This is a genomic window from Paenibacillus sp. JGP012 (genome assembly GCF_014203995.1).
GTDB classification, from domain to species: Bacteria; Bacillota; Bacilli; order Paenibacillales; family Paenibacillaceae; genus Paenibacillus; species Paenibacillus silvae.
In genome coordinates, this window is record NZ_JACHKG010000002.1 from 1 (window position 1) to 17001 (window position 17001).

The 17001-nt window shown below is 44.6% G+C and carries 15 protein-coding genes; 5 read left to right on the plus strand and 10 right to left on the minus strand.

Features of this window, described 5'->3' with window-relative positions; all coding sequences use genetic code 11:
* Positions 1-522 precede the first annotated feature (522 nt).
* From HNR77_RS02565 to HNR77_RS02575, 3 genes are all read left to right on the plus strand, one after another.
* Entirely contained in the window at positions 523-690 is a 168-nt protein-coding gene (locus tag HNR77_RS02565; RefSeq protein WP_090923561.1) for a CxxH/CxxC protein, read from the plus strand.
* 1045 nt (positions 691-1735) lie between these two features.
* The gene (rlmH, locus tag HNR77_RS02570) at positions 1736-2215 is read left to right on the plus strand and encodes a 23S rRNA (pseudouridine(1915)-N(3))-methyltransferase RlmH (protein ID WP_184180488.1); all 480 of its coding nucleotides are present in this window, start codon (positions 1736-1738) and stop codon (positions 2213-2215) included.
* 127 nt (positions 2216-2342) lie between these two features.
* The gene (locus HNR77_RS02575; protein ID WP_184180490.1) at positions 2343-2723 is read left to right on the plus strand and encodes an Imm1 family immunity protein; all 381 of its coding nucleotides are present in this window, start codon (positions 2343-2345) and stop codon (positions 2721-2723) included.
* A 1294-nt stretch (positions 2724-4017) separates the two neighbouring features.
* On the opposite strand, the gene HNR77_RS02580 is transcribed toward HNR77_RS02575, so the two are convergent.
* The 7 genes from HNR77_RS02580 to HNR77_RS02610 form a co-directional block, all read right to left on the minus strand.
* Positions 4018-5037: an endonuclease/exonuclease/phosphatase family protein gene (locus HNR77_RS02580; RefSeq protein WP_184180492.1), complete on the minus strand. Its 1020-nt coding sequence runs from the start codon at positions 5035-5037 to the stop codon at positions 4018-4020.
* Positions 5018-6070, minus strand: a complete 1053-nt coding sequence (locus tag HNR77_RS02585) for an NAD-dependent epimerase/dehydratase family protein (protein WP_184180494.1) — start codon at positions 6068-6070, stop codon at positions 5018-5020. Before HNR77_RS02585 ends, HNR77_RS02580 begins: the two co-directional genes overlap by 20 nt.
* 4 nt (positions 6071-6074) lie before the next feature.
* On the minus strand, positions 6075-7073 hold the full coding sequence (locus HNR77_RS02590) for a glycosyltransferase family 2 protein (protein WP_184180496.1): 999 nt from the start codon (positions 7071-7073) through the stop codon (positions 6075-6077).
* Positions 7074-7079: 6 nt separating this feature from the next.
* Positions 7080-7940, minus strand: coding sequence for a glycosyltransferase family 2 protein (locus HNR77_RS02595; protein ID WP_184180498.1), 861 nt, complete (start codon positions 7938-7940; stop codon positions 7080-7082).
* 40 nt (positions 7941-7980) lie between these two features.
* Positions 7981-9237 carry an oligosaccharide flippase family protein gene (locus HNR77_RS02600; RefSeq protein ID WP_184180501.1) on the minus strand — a complete coding sequence of 419 codons (1257 nt, stop codon included), beginning with the start codon at positions 9235-9237 and terminating at the stop codon, positions 7981-7983.
* A 91-nt stretch (positions 9238-9328) separates the two neighbouring features.
* Positions 9329-10264 carry a decaprenyl-phosphate phosphoribosyltransferase gene (locus tag HNR77_RS02605; RefSeq protein WP_184180503.1) on the minus strand — a complete coding sequence of 312 codons (936 nt, stop codon included), beginning with the start codon at positions 10262-10264 and terminating at the stop codon, positions 9329-9331.
* Between the two features lie 40 nt (positions 10265-10304).
* Complete coding sequence (locus HNR77_RS02610) at positions 10305-11267, minus strand: aldo/keto reductase (RefSeq protein WP_184180505.1); 963 nt, start codon at positions 11265-11267, stop codon at positions 10305-10307.
* A 259-nt stretch (positions 11268-11526) separates the two neighbouring features.
* Between HNR77_RS02610 and HNR77_RS02615 the strand changes: the two genes are divergently transcribed.
* Positions 11527-11916 (plus strand): reverse transcriptase domain-containing protein, encoded by a 390-nt coding sequence (locus HNR77_RS02615; RefSeq protein ID WP_221443666.1) that lies wholly within the window; start codon positions 11527-11529, stop codon positions 11914-11916.
* A 249-nt stretch (positions 11917-12165) separates the two neighbouring features.
* Here the strand turns inward: HNR77_RS02615 and HNR77_RS02620 are convergent, their stop codons facing one another.
* Complete coding sequence (locus HNR77_RS02620; RefSeq protein WP_184180507.1) at positions 12166-13056, minus strand: hypothetical protein; 891 nt, start codon at positions 13054-13056, stop codon at positions 12166-12168.
* A 607-nt stretch (positions 13057-13663) separates the two neighbouring features.
* Here HNR77_RS02620 and HNR77_RS02625 point away from each other — a divergent pair.
* The gene (locus HNR77_RS02625) at positions 13664-13951 is read left to right on the plus strand and encodes an alpha/beta-type small acid-soluble spore protein (RefSeq protein WP_397365988.1); all 288 of its coding nucleotides are present in this window, start codon (positions 13664-13666) and stop codon (positions 13949-13951) included.
* 19 nt (positions 13952-13970) lie between these two features.
* Here the strand turns inward: HNR77_RS02625 and HNR77_RS02630 are convergent, their stop codons facing one another.
* Entirely contained in the window at positions 13971-14537 is a 567-nt protein-coding gene (locus HNR77_RS02630; RefSeq protein ID WP_184180510.1) for a DUF4062 domain-containing protein, read from the minus strand.
* A gap of 292 nt (positions 14538-14829) precedes the next feature.
* On the minus strand, positions 14830-16854 hold the full coding sequence (locus tag HNR77_RS02635; RefSeq protein WP_184180512.1) for a right-handed parallel beta-helix repeat-containing protein: 2025 nt from the start codon (positions 16852-16854) through the stop codon (positions 14830-14832).
* Positions 16855-17001 lie beyond the last annotated feature (147 nt).

The following is a 17001-nucleotide window of genomic DNA, read 5'->3' on the forward strand; positions in this document are numbered from 1 at the left end:
TGCACGCAAGCGGTTGAACCGCCGTATACCGAACGGTACGTACGGTGGTGTGAGAGGTCGGCTACTCAACTAATGGGTAGCCTCCTACTCGATTGCGTTGGTGTGCCATGGTGGAGTGCTAAAAGGGGCGAGCAGGATTTAGTTAGAGGCTATGCTAGAAGCAAGGGGCGAACGTGGGTGAAGTAGAGCTAGAATGGTGAAATTGAAGAGGGCAGAGTGAAGGTGCTAAGTGATGGGTTAGGGAGTGATATTTGTAAGTTAGTGTTAGTGTGCGTTGGTATGTTAGGTGCTAGTAAGTATTATTTCAGATTTTTTTGTTTGGTAATACAGGAGAGGGTACGAATAACTGCTTATGCTAGGAGGAAGGCTTTTTCGGTGCATGAGTAGCAAGTTTTTGCGAGGATATGCGATGAGGGGGTTTCTTTTCCGCGACAGGTGTGATAGAACTGAGAAGTGGCTATCCTGTAGGATAAGCGGTTGTGAATCGGGAACATAGCTGGTGACAGAAAGGATGCTTAACGGATGTACGTTGTATGCAAAGAACACGTGGACATTGCCATCGACATGTTTGTAGATGAATATGAGGACGCTCCAGATATCGTGGATCTGAAGGAGACGGAATTTGCCGATTGGGACCCGCCTGCCAAATGCGCCGAGTGCGATCAGCATGCGGAATTCCTGGTCGTTTAGCGTACTGTAGAACAGGCCGCCGGGGAGTGCTATCCGATGCTGCTATTAAGATGTTGTTGTGTATGGTGTAGCAGCGGTAGTGCTTCTGGCGTTAGACTTGGTTCGATCCGGTATGAACATCACAGCAAGGTGCAGAGAGAGCGTGTTGAGCGCTCTTTTTGCATTTGTGGGGAGCGAGCGGCTGTGGCAGGGGGAGTATGTGTATGCTGGCGAGTGAAAGGGCTGGAGTATAGGTAGCGAAGAGAGCATGCTAGGTTGAGGAAGTGCGAGTTGACGCATAAGGTGTAGGTGAGATGCGGGTGCAGGAGTTGGCGGGTGCAGATGTGGGCATAAGTGTAAGTGGCTTGGGAAGATTCGTTGTGGCCGTGAGCGGCGTGGATTGTAACGATTCTGAGAAGCCTTATTAGGGTGAAATGAGTGTGTTTGAAAATCTAACGAATCGTAGAGACGTTATTTTGAAGAATTCGTTTGGAATGGACTAGAAGAAGCTGCATTTGGGGGAAATAGCGTCAGCTGGGATCGTTAGATTTTAAACGTGGGCGATTTGGGCTGAATAAGGTTTGTGGGAATCGTTAGAATCTGGAAGTCTAGAGCTGGAGCGAAAATTTGGCGGGGCTGCTTGGGAGAGCGGTTGATGAAGGATAGGGAGTAGGAAGTGTCGCGGAAAAGAGAGTAGCTAATGAAGGAGATTGGAGTTTGAGGAAGCGGAGCTGCTCGTTGCAAGTAAGTATGGGAGATGCTCCAGGGGGCTGCGAAAGAAGATACGCTAATGTAAAATGTTGTGGTTGAGCATTCTTGTCATAATGGGTGGGAACGTGTGATGGCAGAAAACGGGATGCGGAATAGGTGTTTCTCATGAACCATATACATCCCATACATATATCGTACGAGGAAATACAGAGCATGCATTTGGAGGGACTTTTGTGTGGGCTGACCACCTTGTCATGAAACAGGGCACCGCGTGCTAGAAATGAATGATGCGATTGAAGCATCTGGAGTATAGACAGCTTGTGTGCAAGAACGACGACTCAGGAGGAATGATCATATGTTGATTCAAATTATAGGCGTAGGCAAATTGAAGGAAAAATATTTAACGCTGGGCATTCAGGAATATGCCAAGCGTCTCGCCCCGTACATCAAGTTTCAGATGATCGAGGTCGCAGACGAGAAAGCGCCCGATACCCTGAGCGAAGCTGAGGTACGGGCGGTAAAAGAGCGCGAGGGCGAACGCATCCTCGCGCATGTGAAGAGCGAGGCGCATGTTGTCGCGCTCGCACTGGATGGCCAGCTCTGGAGTTCCGAGGAGCTGGCTATGGAGATCGACAAGCTCGGCACGTATGGGACGAGCCATGTCGTGTTTATCATCGGAGGGAGCCATGGGCTCTCCGATGAGGTGTTGCGCCGCGCGAAGCAGCGTTTGAGCTTCGGGCGCATGACCCTGCCGCATCAGCTCATGAGGCTGGTGCTGGTGGAGCAGATTTATCGCGCGGTGAAGATTAATAGGGGTGAACCCTACCACAAATAGGGCAAAAAATTGGACATGAGGAAAAATAAGGAGGGCTCTCAGATACTTTTTAACTTAAGCTTAAGTGCCTCAAGAACTGTATAGGTGAGAAAATCCCTTTTTATGTTACTGAAAGTAGGTCTTACAAATGTATGCTAATGATTTTAATGGAGAAATTGTAATAAATACAGAATCGCAGGTAGTTGAGTTTATTCGAAATCGTCCAGCATTTAATGCCAATCAGTTTATTTTTACCTTTGAAGAAAGTGGTGTCCCTCAATTATGTGCTTTTGTTCGGGATGATTATTGTGTATTGTATTTTTTAGATTCTGAACAAAAGGGAACTTTTGCTTCTTACGGTGATGACAATATTAGGGACGAAACGGTTACCTTTTACGAGAATGTTCATGGCGCAGAAGTAGTTTTAGCAAGTACAATGGTTATTACAGTTAAACAAATGACTGATGCGTGCACAGAATTTTTCATGACGAAAACTCGTCCAACATGTATTAAATGGATGGAATTGTAGTTTATTAGTATATCGTTTTGACGTTCCATGACGGGAGGGCGGTTCCATGTAGTCCTTATCATGTGCGCTCACTCGGCATGACACTTAGGATCACGACGCCGACTCTCCCAATGGGCGACCTATTAATCTTAAATATTAATGTCCCCAGCGAATCAACCGAGAATCCGATTTCCATTTTGATTACACGAAAAGAAAATTCAAGGCAAAAGCAGCATTGCAAATGAAAAGTGATTTATTCGTCGTCAACCAGAAGTACCAACCCGCTACTTGACCTGTCGCTCTTCAAAATATCTCTATTTACTACCAGGTTTATTACAGCTTTAGTCGGTCTGTTAGGACAGTTAGGCGTTCAGTATATAGTAACTTAACGACTTCAAATGGTTGAAGGTCAAGTCCGTTGCAAGTGGGGTTCATAGGCTCAGCATACCTGTCGAGGCTCTTATAGCGGGCTCAGTGGTTGGGAAGATGTTATATCGCTAGAGGCCGATCGTACGGTTTTTGATGAGTCCTTTTTTACTATCCTTGTGGGAGTAGCTTTATTTTTGGAGTCGCTTCGTTGGGTCATCGGTGCGGTAGGAGCCCGTTTAAACAAAAAGGTTCGAAGGGGAGAATCTAAAACCGGCAAAGGTAATTTCCTAATCTCATCGGAAGATCGCTTTGGCGGTTCCTCAATTCAGTACGCTAGCGTTAGTTGAACAAGTGCCATCAAAGAAAGGGCGATCCCGCAAGGGATGATCCTAAAACATGCTGCTACAGACAGCGCGGTGAACTATACCACAAGTAACGGCATATTTTTTGGTGGGGAATTGCTTATAAGGCATAGAAAAGGATTAGCATGGAGAGGGTTTACCCTAAATCACTTTCTGTGAGAAAGCCTGATACAGATGCGATATGCTGTGATTTGAGGGCATGGAGTTGTCCTTGACTTATTCCGATTTGGCATCAGATGACGATGTTGTATGGGGGTATTGGACTTTTGGTTGGAAAAAGCAAAAGCCCTATCACCGTTTGTGTGGAAGGGGCGTAGGCTCAAGGTTATGATAGAGTATCGCAAGCTTACTTGTGGAGTGTTCGGAAGGCTTGATGTGAGTAAGGCATGTAACAAAGGAGCGAATCTCCGGTTAGTGGAGATTCGCTCCTTTGTACTTCGGTCCATGGCAGCTTGATTCAGCAGATTATGGGAAAGCGAAAGCCATCCGATCGCTAGAATCATTTCTGGTAATTTTCAGACAAGAACTGAAGCACGGCAGTAATCTTGTTCGAGCCCCCTTATTACTGCTTCTGCAGCTACTTCTTACTTTATCCGCAGCTTTACTTTCAGGGCCTTATGGTCAGATAGCTCCAATTGGGCAACGGCCTGGTAGGACTGGATTTCCACGTGTTTGTTGTGTAAGAAATGGTCGATACGCCAGCCGAAATACCCCTTGGTCTCCCAGGTGGTAGGAAACAGCTGTTTGGAATATCTGACGGCATCCTCTAATTGATCTCTTAACGGATCAAGGCTGCCCATCAACAGAGTCGTGTTGAAATCGCCAGTAACGATCAGTGGTTCATCTCCCGCTTGCCTGATAAAGTCTTCGATTTCATCTAACCCTTCGTTCCGGGAATGGTGTCGTAAGTTGACGAAGTTCCAGAATTCTCGTGAGAGAATGCTGTGTCCCAGATCGACCTGGGGCTCCAGATGAACGCTCACCACATGAAAAGGTTTGTTATCAATCAAGAAGGTCAGCCAAAGCACCTGCTTGGTCGGGGATAACGTTTGCTGGATCACTGGATATTTGCTAACAATGGCGAATTGATCCTCCGTTACCACGTGATAATCGGGGAATTGTGCCTGAAGCTCCTGATTTTTATCAATTAAATAAGGTTTCCAAACGGGCTTTTCCTGTAAATATTCATATTCTTCAAGAATATAAATGTCCTGATTACTCTCCTGTAAAAAACGATACATCTGACCTGGCGGCTCGGATTGATCCCAGAATTCAGTATTCCAATTCATAATTTGAATTGCAGATTGGTCTGATCCAAGGGCTGTTTCGGATAACCTCAAGGCATGGAAGTTAATGTCCGCCCGGGGGATCAGCAAGAGCATAACAATCAGAGAACAGCCGATGATGATTAGCTTACGCTTAGCTTTTATGGCTAGCAGTGCAATACAGCAGGGAAGCAGTAATATGGAAAATGGTGGAATGCTAGCAGCTACATTCCACCATGGGAGCTGCCCCGCTATAAACCTATCGCAGATAAGTACAACGAGAATGGAGCTAAAAGCTACAATATGTTTCCATCGAAACTCAGAAAAAATACTTCGCATATTTAATGGCACCCTGTTTCCACAGTGTATTGTTGCCAAGCCCCGTGGCTGCATCCGGGTTTTTCTTCCGATCCTCTAAATACCAGTAATAATTCCGTATGAGGGAATCTTTGTTAGAGAATTTCGGTTGATACCCTAACTGGTTGATGGCTTTATCTATAGAAACGTAATAGGGCTTGTTTAGTTTCTTATACAGCCGCTTGTAAAATGGGGACACCTTAAGTTTTTCCAGAATGGATAGGGCAATGGTCATAGGGAGTGCGGGGAGGCAAATAATACGTTTGCCATAGCCAGCTTCCGTTAATACAGACTGGTAGTCCTCTCTAATGGAGGAGAACTCCGCAGCTCCAATATTGAAGAGGTCATTTACTTTGTCCCTATCGCCAGACATAGCCATGTATATGGCCTGGCAGAGGTCTTCAACATCCAATAATTGATAACGGTTCTTCCCATTCCCGAGCATAGGAAAGTTCCTTCCTTCACTGGCCCACTCATACAGAATGGCAAAGGTTCCCAGACGATGAGGACCCAAAAATGATCTGGGACGCAGGATCGGGACGCATTTACCCTGGTCGCGCCAGCTTGCGCAATGCTGTTCTGCAATGATTTTACCTTTATTGTAGGGGTCATAAGGGTTCACCTTATCTGTCTCCAGAATGGGTGATTTGTCAGCCACTCCATAGACAGAAGTAGAAGAGATATAGACAAATCGTTGTACGTTGCCCACTTTAAAAGAATTTTCTAATAGATTATCGGTGCCGTTAACAATAATATCGAGAATTTCCTCATCCTCGAAGCTGGGAGAGGCTGAAGCGCAATGAAGCACAATATCTATATCTTTGATGATCTCTTGTACCTTGTTTTTATCACGGATGTCTCCGGTGATCGTTGTGAAAGCAGCAACATGCTCAGCAGGGTGCTGAATATCAAATAGAACCAGTTCATAATTTTGGCTGTAATGTTTGTGAAGATAATCTACCAGATTGATTCCCAGTACACCGCTGTTTCCCGTAATTAGCACTTTTTGTTTCACAGGATCACTCTCCATACTTGTATTTGAGCCGGAATTTTCTGCTCGTAAAGAATTCCAGAAAGCCCCTCACAAAACCCCAGAAGCATACACTTGTAATGATCCAATGGGTACCTATAAAAAAAAGAGTGAAGAAGAAACCTTTTTCTTTCAGCACGAAAGTATATTGTCCAAAATCAGAAATAATAAAAAATAGCAGACAACCAAGGAATAGTAAGAAAAATGATGGACTGAAGACGGAGAAGGGCAATAGTATATTGCTCATTCCCACAAATAACATCCCGATCCCTCTTAGCGGCGTTTCAAAACCTTTGGTAAACTTCTTCCGGTGAAAGTAAAAAGGAACCCGCTGTCTTGCTCGTTCATGCATTTTTCTGGCCAACTGGCGCAACTCATGTTCATCATCGTGGTTGCCCATCACCTTGCGAGTGAGCAGCAGTTTATATTTCAGGTTCAAACGGTGCCCGAATTCGATATCTTCGGAATTGTTCAGATTCTCATAGAATCCGCCCAGCTCATTAAAGACAGATTTCTTCACGGCTCCCAGCGAGAAAAACCCAGCGGTCACATAGCCTTCAGAGCTGATTCTCCAGTAATATCCTTGAAGCGTGCGGTATTCCTCTACCAGACTGTCGTTGAAAAGAGCTTCTTTGGCGTAAATACCGCAGACAGAACCGAGCGAGGGATCTTTTTGGAACTCCAGAACGGTATTTTCAATGGCATCGGGAAATAGGGCTACATCACTGTCCAGAAAAAAAATAATTTCGCCCAGTGCATTGGCTACTCCGGTGTTCCTGGCTGCGGAAACCCCATTGTTCTTCGTTTGAATGATGCGGCACGGATAGGCCGAGGCAATTTCCACCGAGTTGTCCGTACTGCCATCATCAACAAAAATGATTTCAATAGATTTATAGGATTGGTTCATTAGTGAATCAAGACATCTGGGCAGCGTTTTGGAATAGTTGTAGTTAGGGATTACCACAGAAACTAAAGGTAAGGTATCCAAGTAAGATCATCCTTTCACATGTTCGTTGGTCGGTTTACTTCTAACTACTTGCCGATGGACACTTAATCCTAATAGCTTCTGTTTAATATAAAAGATCAATAATAGCCAAAAGGGCAGGCTGTATTTATATTTATTCAGCATATATCTTAAATTCACTAAGGATTGCCTAGTTCTTTCTTCAACATTAAAGTTGCTGTCGTGAAGTAGATGATAACTGACAATGCTGGTGTCCTTTTTAAAGACAAGTCCTTCTCGGGATAAGCGAATGCCTAAATCCAAATCCTCATGGCCCCATCCCTTAAAATTTTCATCAAAGAGTCCAGCGTCTTGCAGTGCTTGTCTAGGAACGGAAACATTGCCGGTAAAGAAGGTAAGCCAGTTGAATTTACCTGCTGGTTTGATGGGCAACTGCTTCTCCAGCCCCTGTTCCACTACTTTGGACTTTAAAAATGATAGTTTGTCAGCAGGGGTTCCGGTATCAAACAACTGTGCAATTTCCTCTTCAGTGACAAGTGAATCTTTGCGTTCACCTAATACAACACAAGGGATGTTATGCCCATCTATATGTCTTTGCACAAAATCAGGGCCAGGAACCCGATCATCATCGAGGAAGATGACCAGTTCTCCTGTTGCTTTCTTAATTCCAAGATTCCTGGCTACAGCTCTTCCAACATTTTTTTCGCATATTATGGGAATTGGGACATATGAGAAATGAATTCGTTGAAACTCAGCAATCATATCCGGGTGGCATCCATCAAATATGATAATAACTTCCACCTGGTTACCAATTTGGCCCTCTAACCCTTGCAAGGTTAACCTCAGCCTGGTTAGCTTGTCCTTGGTAGGAATGATGATGCTTGCTTTCATAGGCCGCCATCCTCCTTCATCTGAAATGATGAGCCTGAGGTCAGGATTCCACCACTGCAACTGATTTGATTTTTCGGTTTAGATACTGGGTTTTGATAATAAAAGTGAAAGTGCCGATTAATACCAATTGAATAACCAGAGTCGCGAGCATGGTTCCAAGTATTCCATAGAACTTGGTGAGGAGTACAGAGATGAGGATTAGAACCGGTAGGGGAATACCTAGTGTGATCAGACACAATATGGCTCCTCTTTTACCTTCCACCGAAAATACGGAATGGAATATCCAATAAATAAAGTGGAAGCCAGTACTGATTGAGACAATGGCTACATATAGCCAATTCAGCGGATAGTCTTTACCATACAAGAGAATTAGAGTAATACATAAGACGGCATTTCCAACGATAGCTAAAGGCAGCAGCCAGGTAAGCATACTGAGAATGCGAGTATACACCTTGCTTTTCTCCAATAGGACAATTGCGGGTAGAAACACAATGGCAAATACCTCATGGAACAGTAGATTAAAAAAGTTTCTTACATTCACTTGATATACGGAGTACATACCCACGTCATAGCTGGAGCAAAAGTAGTTTACAATAAATAAATCACTGGAAAACAGTAATGTGGAAAAAGACACGCTGATCATCGTAATCCCGCCGTAACGATAGAGGTATTTGGCGGTTTTCAGGGAAAAGGATAGCTTGAAATCCCGAGAAAAGATCCAGGCGATCAGAGTGAATATAATGAAATTGACGATAAGGGCAAGGATGAAAAAATTAAAACTATCCGATCTAAAATAACTTGCCAGTACGATCACAAAAAACACGGCTGTTCCAATCAATTTGCCAATGCTGAGCAGAAAAAATTTGTTTTTTGCCCTAAGAATGGATTCGGAAATGGTGGCAAAGTTAATGACCACAGCTAAAGCGATGCTAAGAACCCATTGCGTCTCGGATATATGAGCAATAACGGAAAAGGCTTCACTGAGTTTTAGAAAGACGATAACAAACAAGCCCGCCAGAACCCCATTACAAATAACAGCTGATGCGATAATTTGCCGTTCCTGTTCTTTATCGCTTTCTGGAAGGTACTTAATGATAGAAATGTGAACTCCGAACACCATAGGGATAATAAGAAAGTAAGCAATACTCTGGATCATGGAAATATCTCCAAGAGCAACGACACCCAGTTTCCTGGCGGCCAAGACCAAACCAACCACATTTAATACAGCCGATAACATTCTAAATATAAATACAGTCCCCAAGTTGCCTAGGAAATTTGTTATATTGCGGTTGTTCATAATATCCGAGGACCTTTTACGAATACGTTTTCGGAAAGTTAGGATTTTATTCATTTGATTTATCCTATTCACAATCAATTTGGCCTAACGTTTAAATAAATAGATTGCTTGCCAAAGAGAGGTAGACAATAATCCACAGAAGTACGGCAAGACGAATGGGTCGGTCTCTGAGCACAATCATCTCAGGGCGTTCTCCGAGATCTGTTTTACTCAACAAATACTGATATCGAAATATGCCGTATACAGCGATAGGGAGCGTTGCAATCATGTATTTAGAGTCGGCTTCAAAAATAGAAAAACAAGCGTAGGCTACAACTGTACATGAGGTTAGCATGGGGATCATCTCGTCAATCAGACCAATGGAATATTCGCTAAGAATTTTGCGTGTACGTTGTGTCTGACCTGATACGTTAAGGATTTCCTTCTTACGCTTGTTAAACCCAAGAAATAAAGTGAGAAACGCTACGCTTAATAAAAACCAGATCGGGATTTCGTCGCCAGTGGTCAAACAACCAGATAAAGATCTAAGCACGAATCCTAAGGAGATGACCAGCACATCAATGATGACAAACTCTTTCAACTTAAATGAATAACTAACGTTGAGAATGAAATAGATAAGGATAATAGCTCCAAAGGTACTGTTTACAAGGAAAGAGAGAACTAAAATGCAAGGACATAATAGAATTAAAATCATTAAGGCATGAGAGACTTTTATATCACCTGAGGGTAAAGGACGGAACTTCTTAACCGGGTGCTGTCGATCTTTCTCGATATCTACCATATCATTCAGAATATAAACAGAACTGGAGATGCCGCAAAATAGCAGAAATTGTACCAGCGTCAATTGGACCATTTGGATGGATAGATGGTTGAAAGATAACAGTAAGCCTGAGAAAACAAATGCATTCTTAGTCCAATGGTGAACTCTCAATAAACGTAAAAGAGGCTTAATCCCCTTGGACTTCCGCAAAGGAGAACTAGCTGATCCCAAAATGGGAACGGAGTGGATTATTTTTTCCCTGTTCATAGGGGACACCTCTCACAATCAAATTTAATCAGCTAATATTTTAATAGGTCGCTTCATTTAACCTTTTAATCTGCTCCTGAGTAAGCGTTACATCGAGTGCATGCAGGTTCTCTTGAAGCTGTTCCGTTGAGCTTGCTGCAATTAACGGCAGGGCAACCGGGGAGTTACTCAGCATCCAGGCGAGGATTACCTGATTATGCGTTGCGCCCGTTTCTTTGGAGATCTCTTGTAAAACGGCAATTCTTTTCTCAGCGTCTAGGCCAGCGTATTGCACAGGAATTGGACGATCCTGGCGACTGTAAGCACCGCTCAACAGAGGTGAATAGGCAAGCAAAGCGATTTCCTCATGGGTCTCAATATACTTGAGCATTTCCTCTGAAACGCTGATCTGCACATCGAAGTCGGCGCCTGGTCTAGGTCGCAAATAGGTATATCTCTGCTGAATACATTGATAGGAAGCAAAACCGCGGGATTGACTAATACTTCTGGCTTCTTCAAGCCGCCAGGTGTAATGGTTACTGCATCCGATAGTCCGTACTTTGCCGGATTGTACTAATTGATTGAAGGCATCGAGCGTTTCTTCTAGAGGGACATCCATATCGTCGATATGGGCATAATATAAATCAATATAATCGGTTTGCAGCCGTTTGAGGCTTTCATCGACCGCTTTATGAATGGCCTTTTTGGATAGCCCTTCTTTAGCAGGAAAACCGCCACCGGGGATGGTTGGGTTCGCTCCAACTTTGGTTGCCAGGAAGATGCGATCGCGGTTTCCTTTCTCCTTCATCCATTCTCCCAGCAAGGTCTCGCTTTGCCCGCCTACTCCAGCTCCATTCCAAAAGGCATAGTTGTTGGAAGTATCGAGAAAGTTACCTCCTGCCTCCACATATTGATCAAGTAGTTGATACGATAAGCTTTTGTCGGTCTTCGTACCGAAGTTTAGACAACCAAGACATAGTGCGCTCACCTGAGGTCCTGATTTTCCTAAAGAAAGTTGTCTCATTTCATTCCATCTCCTTCCTGTGTAATTTCTCTCTTTTTTTTACATTCTAGCAGCTTGAAATTTACTTATAATAGTACTATAGTTAAAAAATTTCAATTACTGCCTGGAAATCAGTTTATAGGAGTTGTATACAACAGTCAAGATTTTTCTTGCATAATATAGTTTTTTATGACTAAATATTACAAAAAAATAAACTCAAACATAGATAAAGAAGTATAAAGTACAAAACGAAAACAGATTGATCAGGAGATGGAGCAACGTGGGGGTAAAGGTGATTCGGTACGCAGATGATATCGCGATTCTAGCGAAGAGCAAGCGAGCAGCGAACAGGCTGCTGGAATCCAGTCGAAAGGTTCTGGAACAAAAGCTCAAGCTCGAAATGAATATGAGGAAAAGCAAAGTCGTCAGCATTATGGCACAGAAACATTTTCAAATTTCTGGGGTTCGCTTTAGGGAAGGACAAAAACGATGTATATATACTTGTACACCGCGAATCTCTGACCAAGGCAAAGAAGAAGCTGAAGGAATCCACGAAGCAGAATCAGGGGAGAAATGCAGTGTTGAATCGCTTGTAACAAAGAAAAGGCTCGCACAGGCAGGGTATTATGATTTCCCTGCACAATACGAGCGATTACGTCAAAGCACTTAAACGGTTGAACCGCCACCGTATGCCGAACGGTACGTACGGTGGTGTGGGAGGTTGGCTGTCCAACCAATGGGCAGTCCCCTACTCGATTTTCGCGATTATGATCGCTAAGGTGAACCTCTCTTGCTACTTGCTGCGCATAGGAATACCGAGCGAGCGCACAATTTATCCTGCGTTAAAAATGGTTGAGCGAAGCTTTAGCTCCGTGTTGCCTTGATTCCGTATAACCATGTTACCATCAGGGTCCCAAAATCAACCGTCCGACGGGGCGTACTTACCCACGTCCGGCTCAAATGCCGCTCCACTCGCCAGGTCCAGCTCTACGTGGGTGGTTCCGCGTTCGTCGGTCAGCACAATCATGCGCGACCCGACGACGGGAACGCGGTCGGTGCTGGTGCGCATGTATGCTGAGACGACACGAGGAGCACCGTCTACGATATAATTTACCTCAACCGTGAACATCGGGAAACTAAAGAGCCAAGTGTTAGTAAAATTTACGGCGGTCAACGTCCCGGTGCATGACGAACCCTCCGCGCGGAGTCGTTCAATGTCTGCCTGGCGCTGCCGGGCGTGGGTGATAGAGCCGGGCAACCGCAGGAGAGCGATGGCGGCGCAGAGAGCGAGGGCAGCTCCAACGACGGCGCCGACCTCTTTCGGGATCGTCGGCGATGTCGCTATTGCCTCGAGATCGAAGGGGCGCGATGGATTGCTCGTTAGAGTCCAGAGCAGGAGGGCTCCCGCGATTACGGTGAGTCCTCCTGTGACTCCTAGCGTTCCGAACAGACCAGCTATCCTGATCTGTCCAAACTGCTCGACTGCACTTGAGTACAATCCGCTTGTCACAGTAATCGAGATGAAGAGCAGCACCACGGCGACGATCACAGTGACCGGATGACCGAGGAAAATGCTGATCGCCGGTGTCGGTGCTAGGCCGAGCAGGGCGCCGAACGGTACGGAGCCTGTTAGTGCCCACAGTACAGCGGATGCGAGCAGCCATGGCAGCAGTGGAGCCACTCGTCCTATGCGACGTCCCGGCTGAAGCGTAGTCATCCGTCCGTTCCTGTCCGTGGTGGAGAACAATGGCAGCATCACAATTTGCTCTTGCTGCCCGTGCTTTTGCTGACCCACCGCAGCATCCCTCATCAACATCGCCCTCCCGAGTAAGATACTCGTACAATGAGCGGCGGAGGGGAAATCCCCTCGACGCGACCGGGACGATCAACTATAAAATGGAGGAGTTTCTTCCTTTTTTCTTCCTCATTATTGAACGTTTTTTTGTAGGTGTTATGATATTCTAGGTGTCGTAATAGAAAGCTTAACTTCCTGTTATCTTTGTCCTTAGCCATACGTAACTTCACCCCCAACACTTCGTATCTATATTTTACCACTATATGGTTGTCCGCTGTAAGTATCTTCAAGTCGACATGCATTTCAATATGGGGTAAGCAACTAACAGGTATGATAGTTGAACGGAACCAGCAGATCACCGCGCAGCAGCAGTTCCTTTCTTATTTTTCGCCGATAGCCCCGTTAAGCTGAACTATATCATCAGCAGGGCGAATTTTATTGCAGGGAAGTGTGGGACGGTTGTAGGAATTATCAGTGGCTTAATGTCAATAGCGACAGACAAATAAAGTAATTTGATCGGGAGATTAAGAGGTGATGATGATTCAACTCATACATTTAAGGGGATAGGGATGAAATTTTGTGCTTCCGGGCATGTTATGAAATAACATCGAGGGAGTGCTGTATGATGGCAAGAAGAAGGAGAAAATATGCGGTGCCAGGGGTCGAACAGGGAATGCAAGCGTTCAAAGCAGATGTAATGAAGCGCGAAGGATATATTGTAAATCCGAATCAACCAGACGATGTAAAATACGAAGTGGCTAAGGAGCTTGGCGTGCCTCTGTACCCAGGAAACAATGGTCAACTGACAACCGAATCAGCAGGCCATGTCGGTGGCAAAATTGGCGGTTCCATGGTTAGGGAATTGGTTCGTCTCGCTCAGGAGCAATTAGCGAACAGGGAGTCATCCTGAACTGAAACTTGCCCCTCTTTCATTTCTTTTTCTCCAACTCCGCCTTTAATCTTGCATTCTCTTCCAACAGCTTTTGAGCGTCTGGAACGTCCTTACCAGAAAGCCAGCCATACAAATCGTCTCTTGCTGCATATGCCGGCAATTGATCATGAAGTACCATTTTAATGTGCCGTACATCCTCAACATAATAGATCGGGATTTGTTCCATGACAGATTGCTTAAACTCTTGAAACTCCTGATAGTATTCAATTGCTGCGAAGTCGTATGGCTTTTGTCTTAATGCTTCATCTGTGACAACAAAAGCAAATCTAGGTTTGCCTGCTTCTCCGGCATACTCATACTCCCAATGGATATAGCTCTTGGATTCATCAGGAAGTGTTAAACCATAGAATCCCCCGAGAATCAGGACATATACATCGGATTCGTCGATCCATCTCTTTCTAATTTTCATTGGACTTTCCTTGAAAGATTGCTCGATTCCCGCAGGGATATGGCCGGCTTGAAGTATGGCTTCAACAGCAGTATGTCTTTCCTCAATAAGATCATAGTAAGTAGACGATATGTAAATTTGTAGTTTTTTTCTCATTGGCCCCCCAAAAATTAAACAGTTAGTATAATTAGAATCTATCACTCGCTCACATTATTTGTCAAAAGAATTGGAGAGAAATAAGGTTTAGAATCGTATTCCTCTTAGGAAACCAGAGCACGTATTATTAGGATTAATTTGGGGCTGAAATGGTTGGAGGTTTCGGTGTTTTCTTTGTCACTGGGGAGTTGAGATTCTGAGACAACTTAGCTTCTATCCCAATTGACAGACAACAGGCTTTACACACAAATAAAGATCCAATCACCTAAAGTGACTGGACCCTCGATAATAACTAAATTTCAAAATCAATCCTACCCTTTTCGGTTAATTCAAACGGACCAGGTGTGACATTCGCATCGGGTCTCTTTTTTCCGAAAAAGTCGGAGTCAAAGTGATATGGAGTGCTGTCTGGTTCCTCATACTTCATATTGGCGTGATACGTTTTTCCAAGCAGATCCGTGGTCACCAACATTGTAGGGATTTCCCGGAGTAATTCGGGCTCATTGATCTGAATGTGAACCTTACCTATCGCAGGATCAATCTCAATGTTTATACCCTTATGTGTATATATCTTGGCATCTGATTCGTGACAACTTGGAACCGCATGGTTGAGATATACATTTCCACCCGTAGCTACCGGAAGAACGGCATTTCCTATAAAGAAATCCTTTGCGGCATCGCCAAGCTCAATAAGCTCCTCTTTGGTGTATTCCCACCATTTTTTATCTTTTACATCAGGATGTTGATCGTAGCCGCCAAGTCCCACAGCATGCAGATAACAAATGGAATTGTCCGGTACACCATCCATGACCGTCTTCCCGTCCTCTCCAACCTCATCCCTTGGTTTAAGTGGAAGATGCTCAAAGAAGGTGATAGGAACAGGTTCCTTATGCGCATCGTTATCACCCAAAAAGATATTGTTGTAATACCTGTCATCGCCTCCAGTAATATTGGAGTATCCGGCCATGGCCGTCTCGTGAGGGAAGTGATATGGCGTAATACGGGTAATCTCGGAACGAACGACAAATCGGCCTGCAAATAAATTATGAGCAAATGCCCCCCCCTGGGCCATATTTCTGAAATTCATAGGAGAGAGAAATAGATTATGATCGACCATATAAGGACCGTGGCAAACCTCAACGAAGAGGTCTTCAGAAAGGTTGTCAAAAAATACATTACGGCTGATACGGGTGCCCTGTGCTTGCCAGTCAAGCCAAAGCGCACGGTAACAGCTATACATTATATTTTCGCTAATTTGAGTATCCAGGGAAGCATGCAGCTTGATTCCCGCTACTTCGGCACCGTGTCTGAGCCGTTTGTGGTGAATGTTGTAAATACGGTTCTGATAAATACGGCTGAAGGCTGCGCCCATATGACCCACAATGCCTGCCTGTTCACAATCATGAATCACATTACCTCGAACGATGTGACTGCCAACGTTATCCTTATGCCAACCGGAGCGTAACGCTCGTAAAATAACCTCCTGCTCCCGTTGAGTTCCGCCTTTACTATGCTTCTCCAAAGAATTGGTGTGACCTGTACCCATTTCGGTACCCAGACTAATACCAACGCATTTGGATTCACTAATTATATTGTTTTCAATAATCCAGCCCTTGCTCCAGTGAGGTCCGATCAAACCTTCCTGGTAGTCCGTAGGCGGTGCCCATTGAGGAGAAGCTTGACGAAGTGTGAAGCCACTTACGGTTATATAATTGAGTCCCGGTTTCTCAGGCCAGAAGCAATAAGGACGGACATTAATTTCAACATTTTCTTTTCGAGGATCTCTCCCGCCAAAATTAGCCCAGATTTTTGTTGTTGTAGAACCCACTTCTGCATACCATTTCAACAATGAATCCTTGGGATACTTGGCTTCGGACCAAACCTCAGGATTGCGAACGCTTTCAACACTATTGCACTCATACAATGATTTGCCATCCAGATATACATCGCCGAGATGAATCGGGAAGGGCCCGTCAAACAACCAGTCTCCACTCAGCTCTACCTCATAGGGATTGCGAACGGAAAAAAGGGAATTAAGCACTTCTGTGCTCCAGACATGGTCCCCTTCAGACTTCCAGTTGGTAATCCGTTCAGCTCCTGTAATGACGACTTCCCCGTCTCCTGCGGATCGATATATGATTCGATGCTCTTCTGTTCCTCCATTAGCCGGGTTCACCCATTCCCTGTATACTCCCGCATGAACAATAACGGTATCACCAGCCATGGCATGAGCCGCAGCGCGTGATATGGTACGAAGGGGGTGATCTGCTGTTCCTTTTCCTTGATCACTCCCATGTATGGATACATGATATTCCATAACAGCTCTCCTTCTTCCTACCTTATATAACTTGTAAGCGTTCCTTACAAGCTAAAGGCAGACTCATTTTAAAATTATTGTTGGTTTCCATTATTATACTAGAAAATAAATGTATTGGGAGAGATAGGAAGGTGGATGTTTTATGAA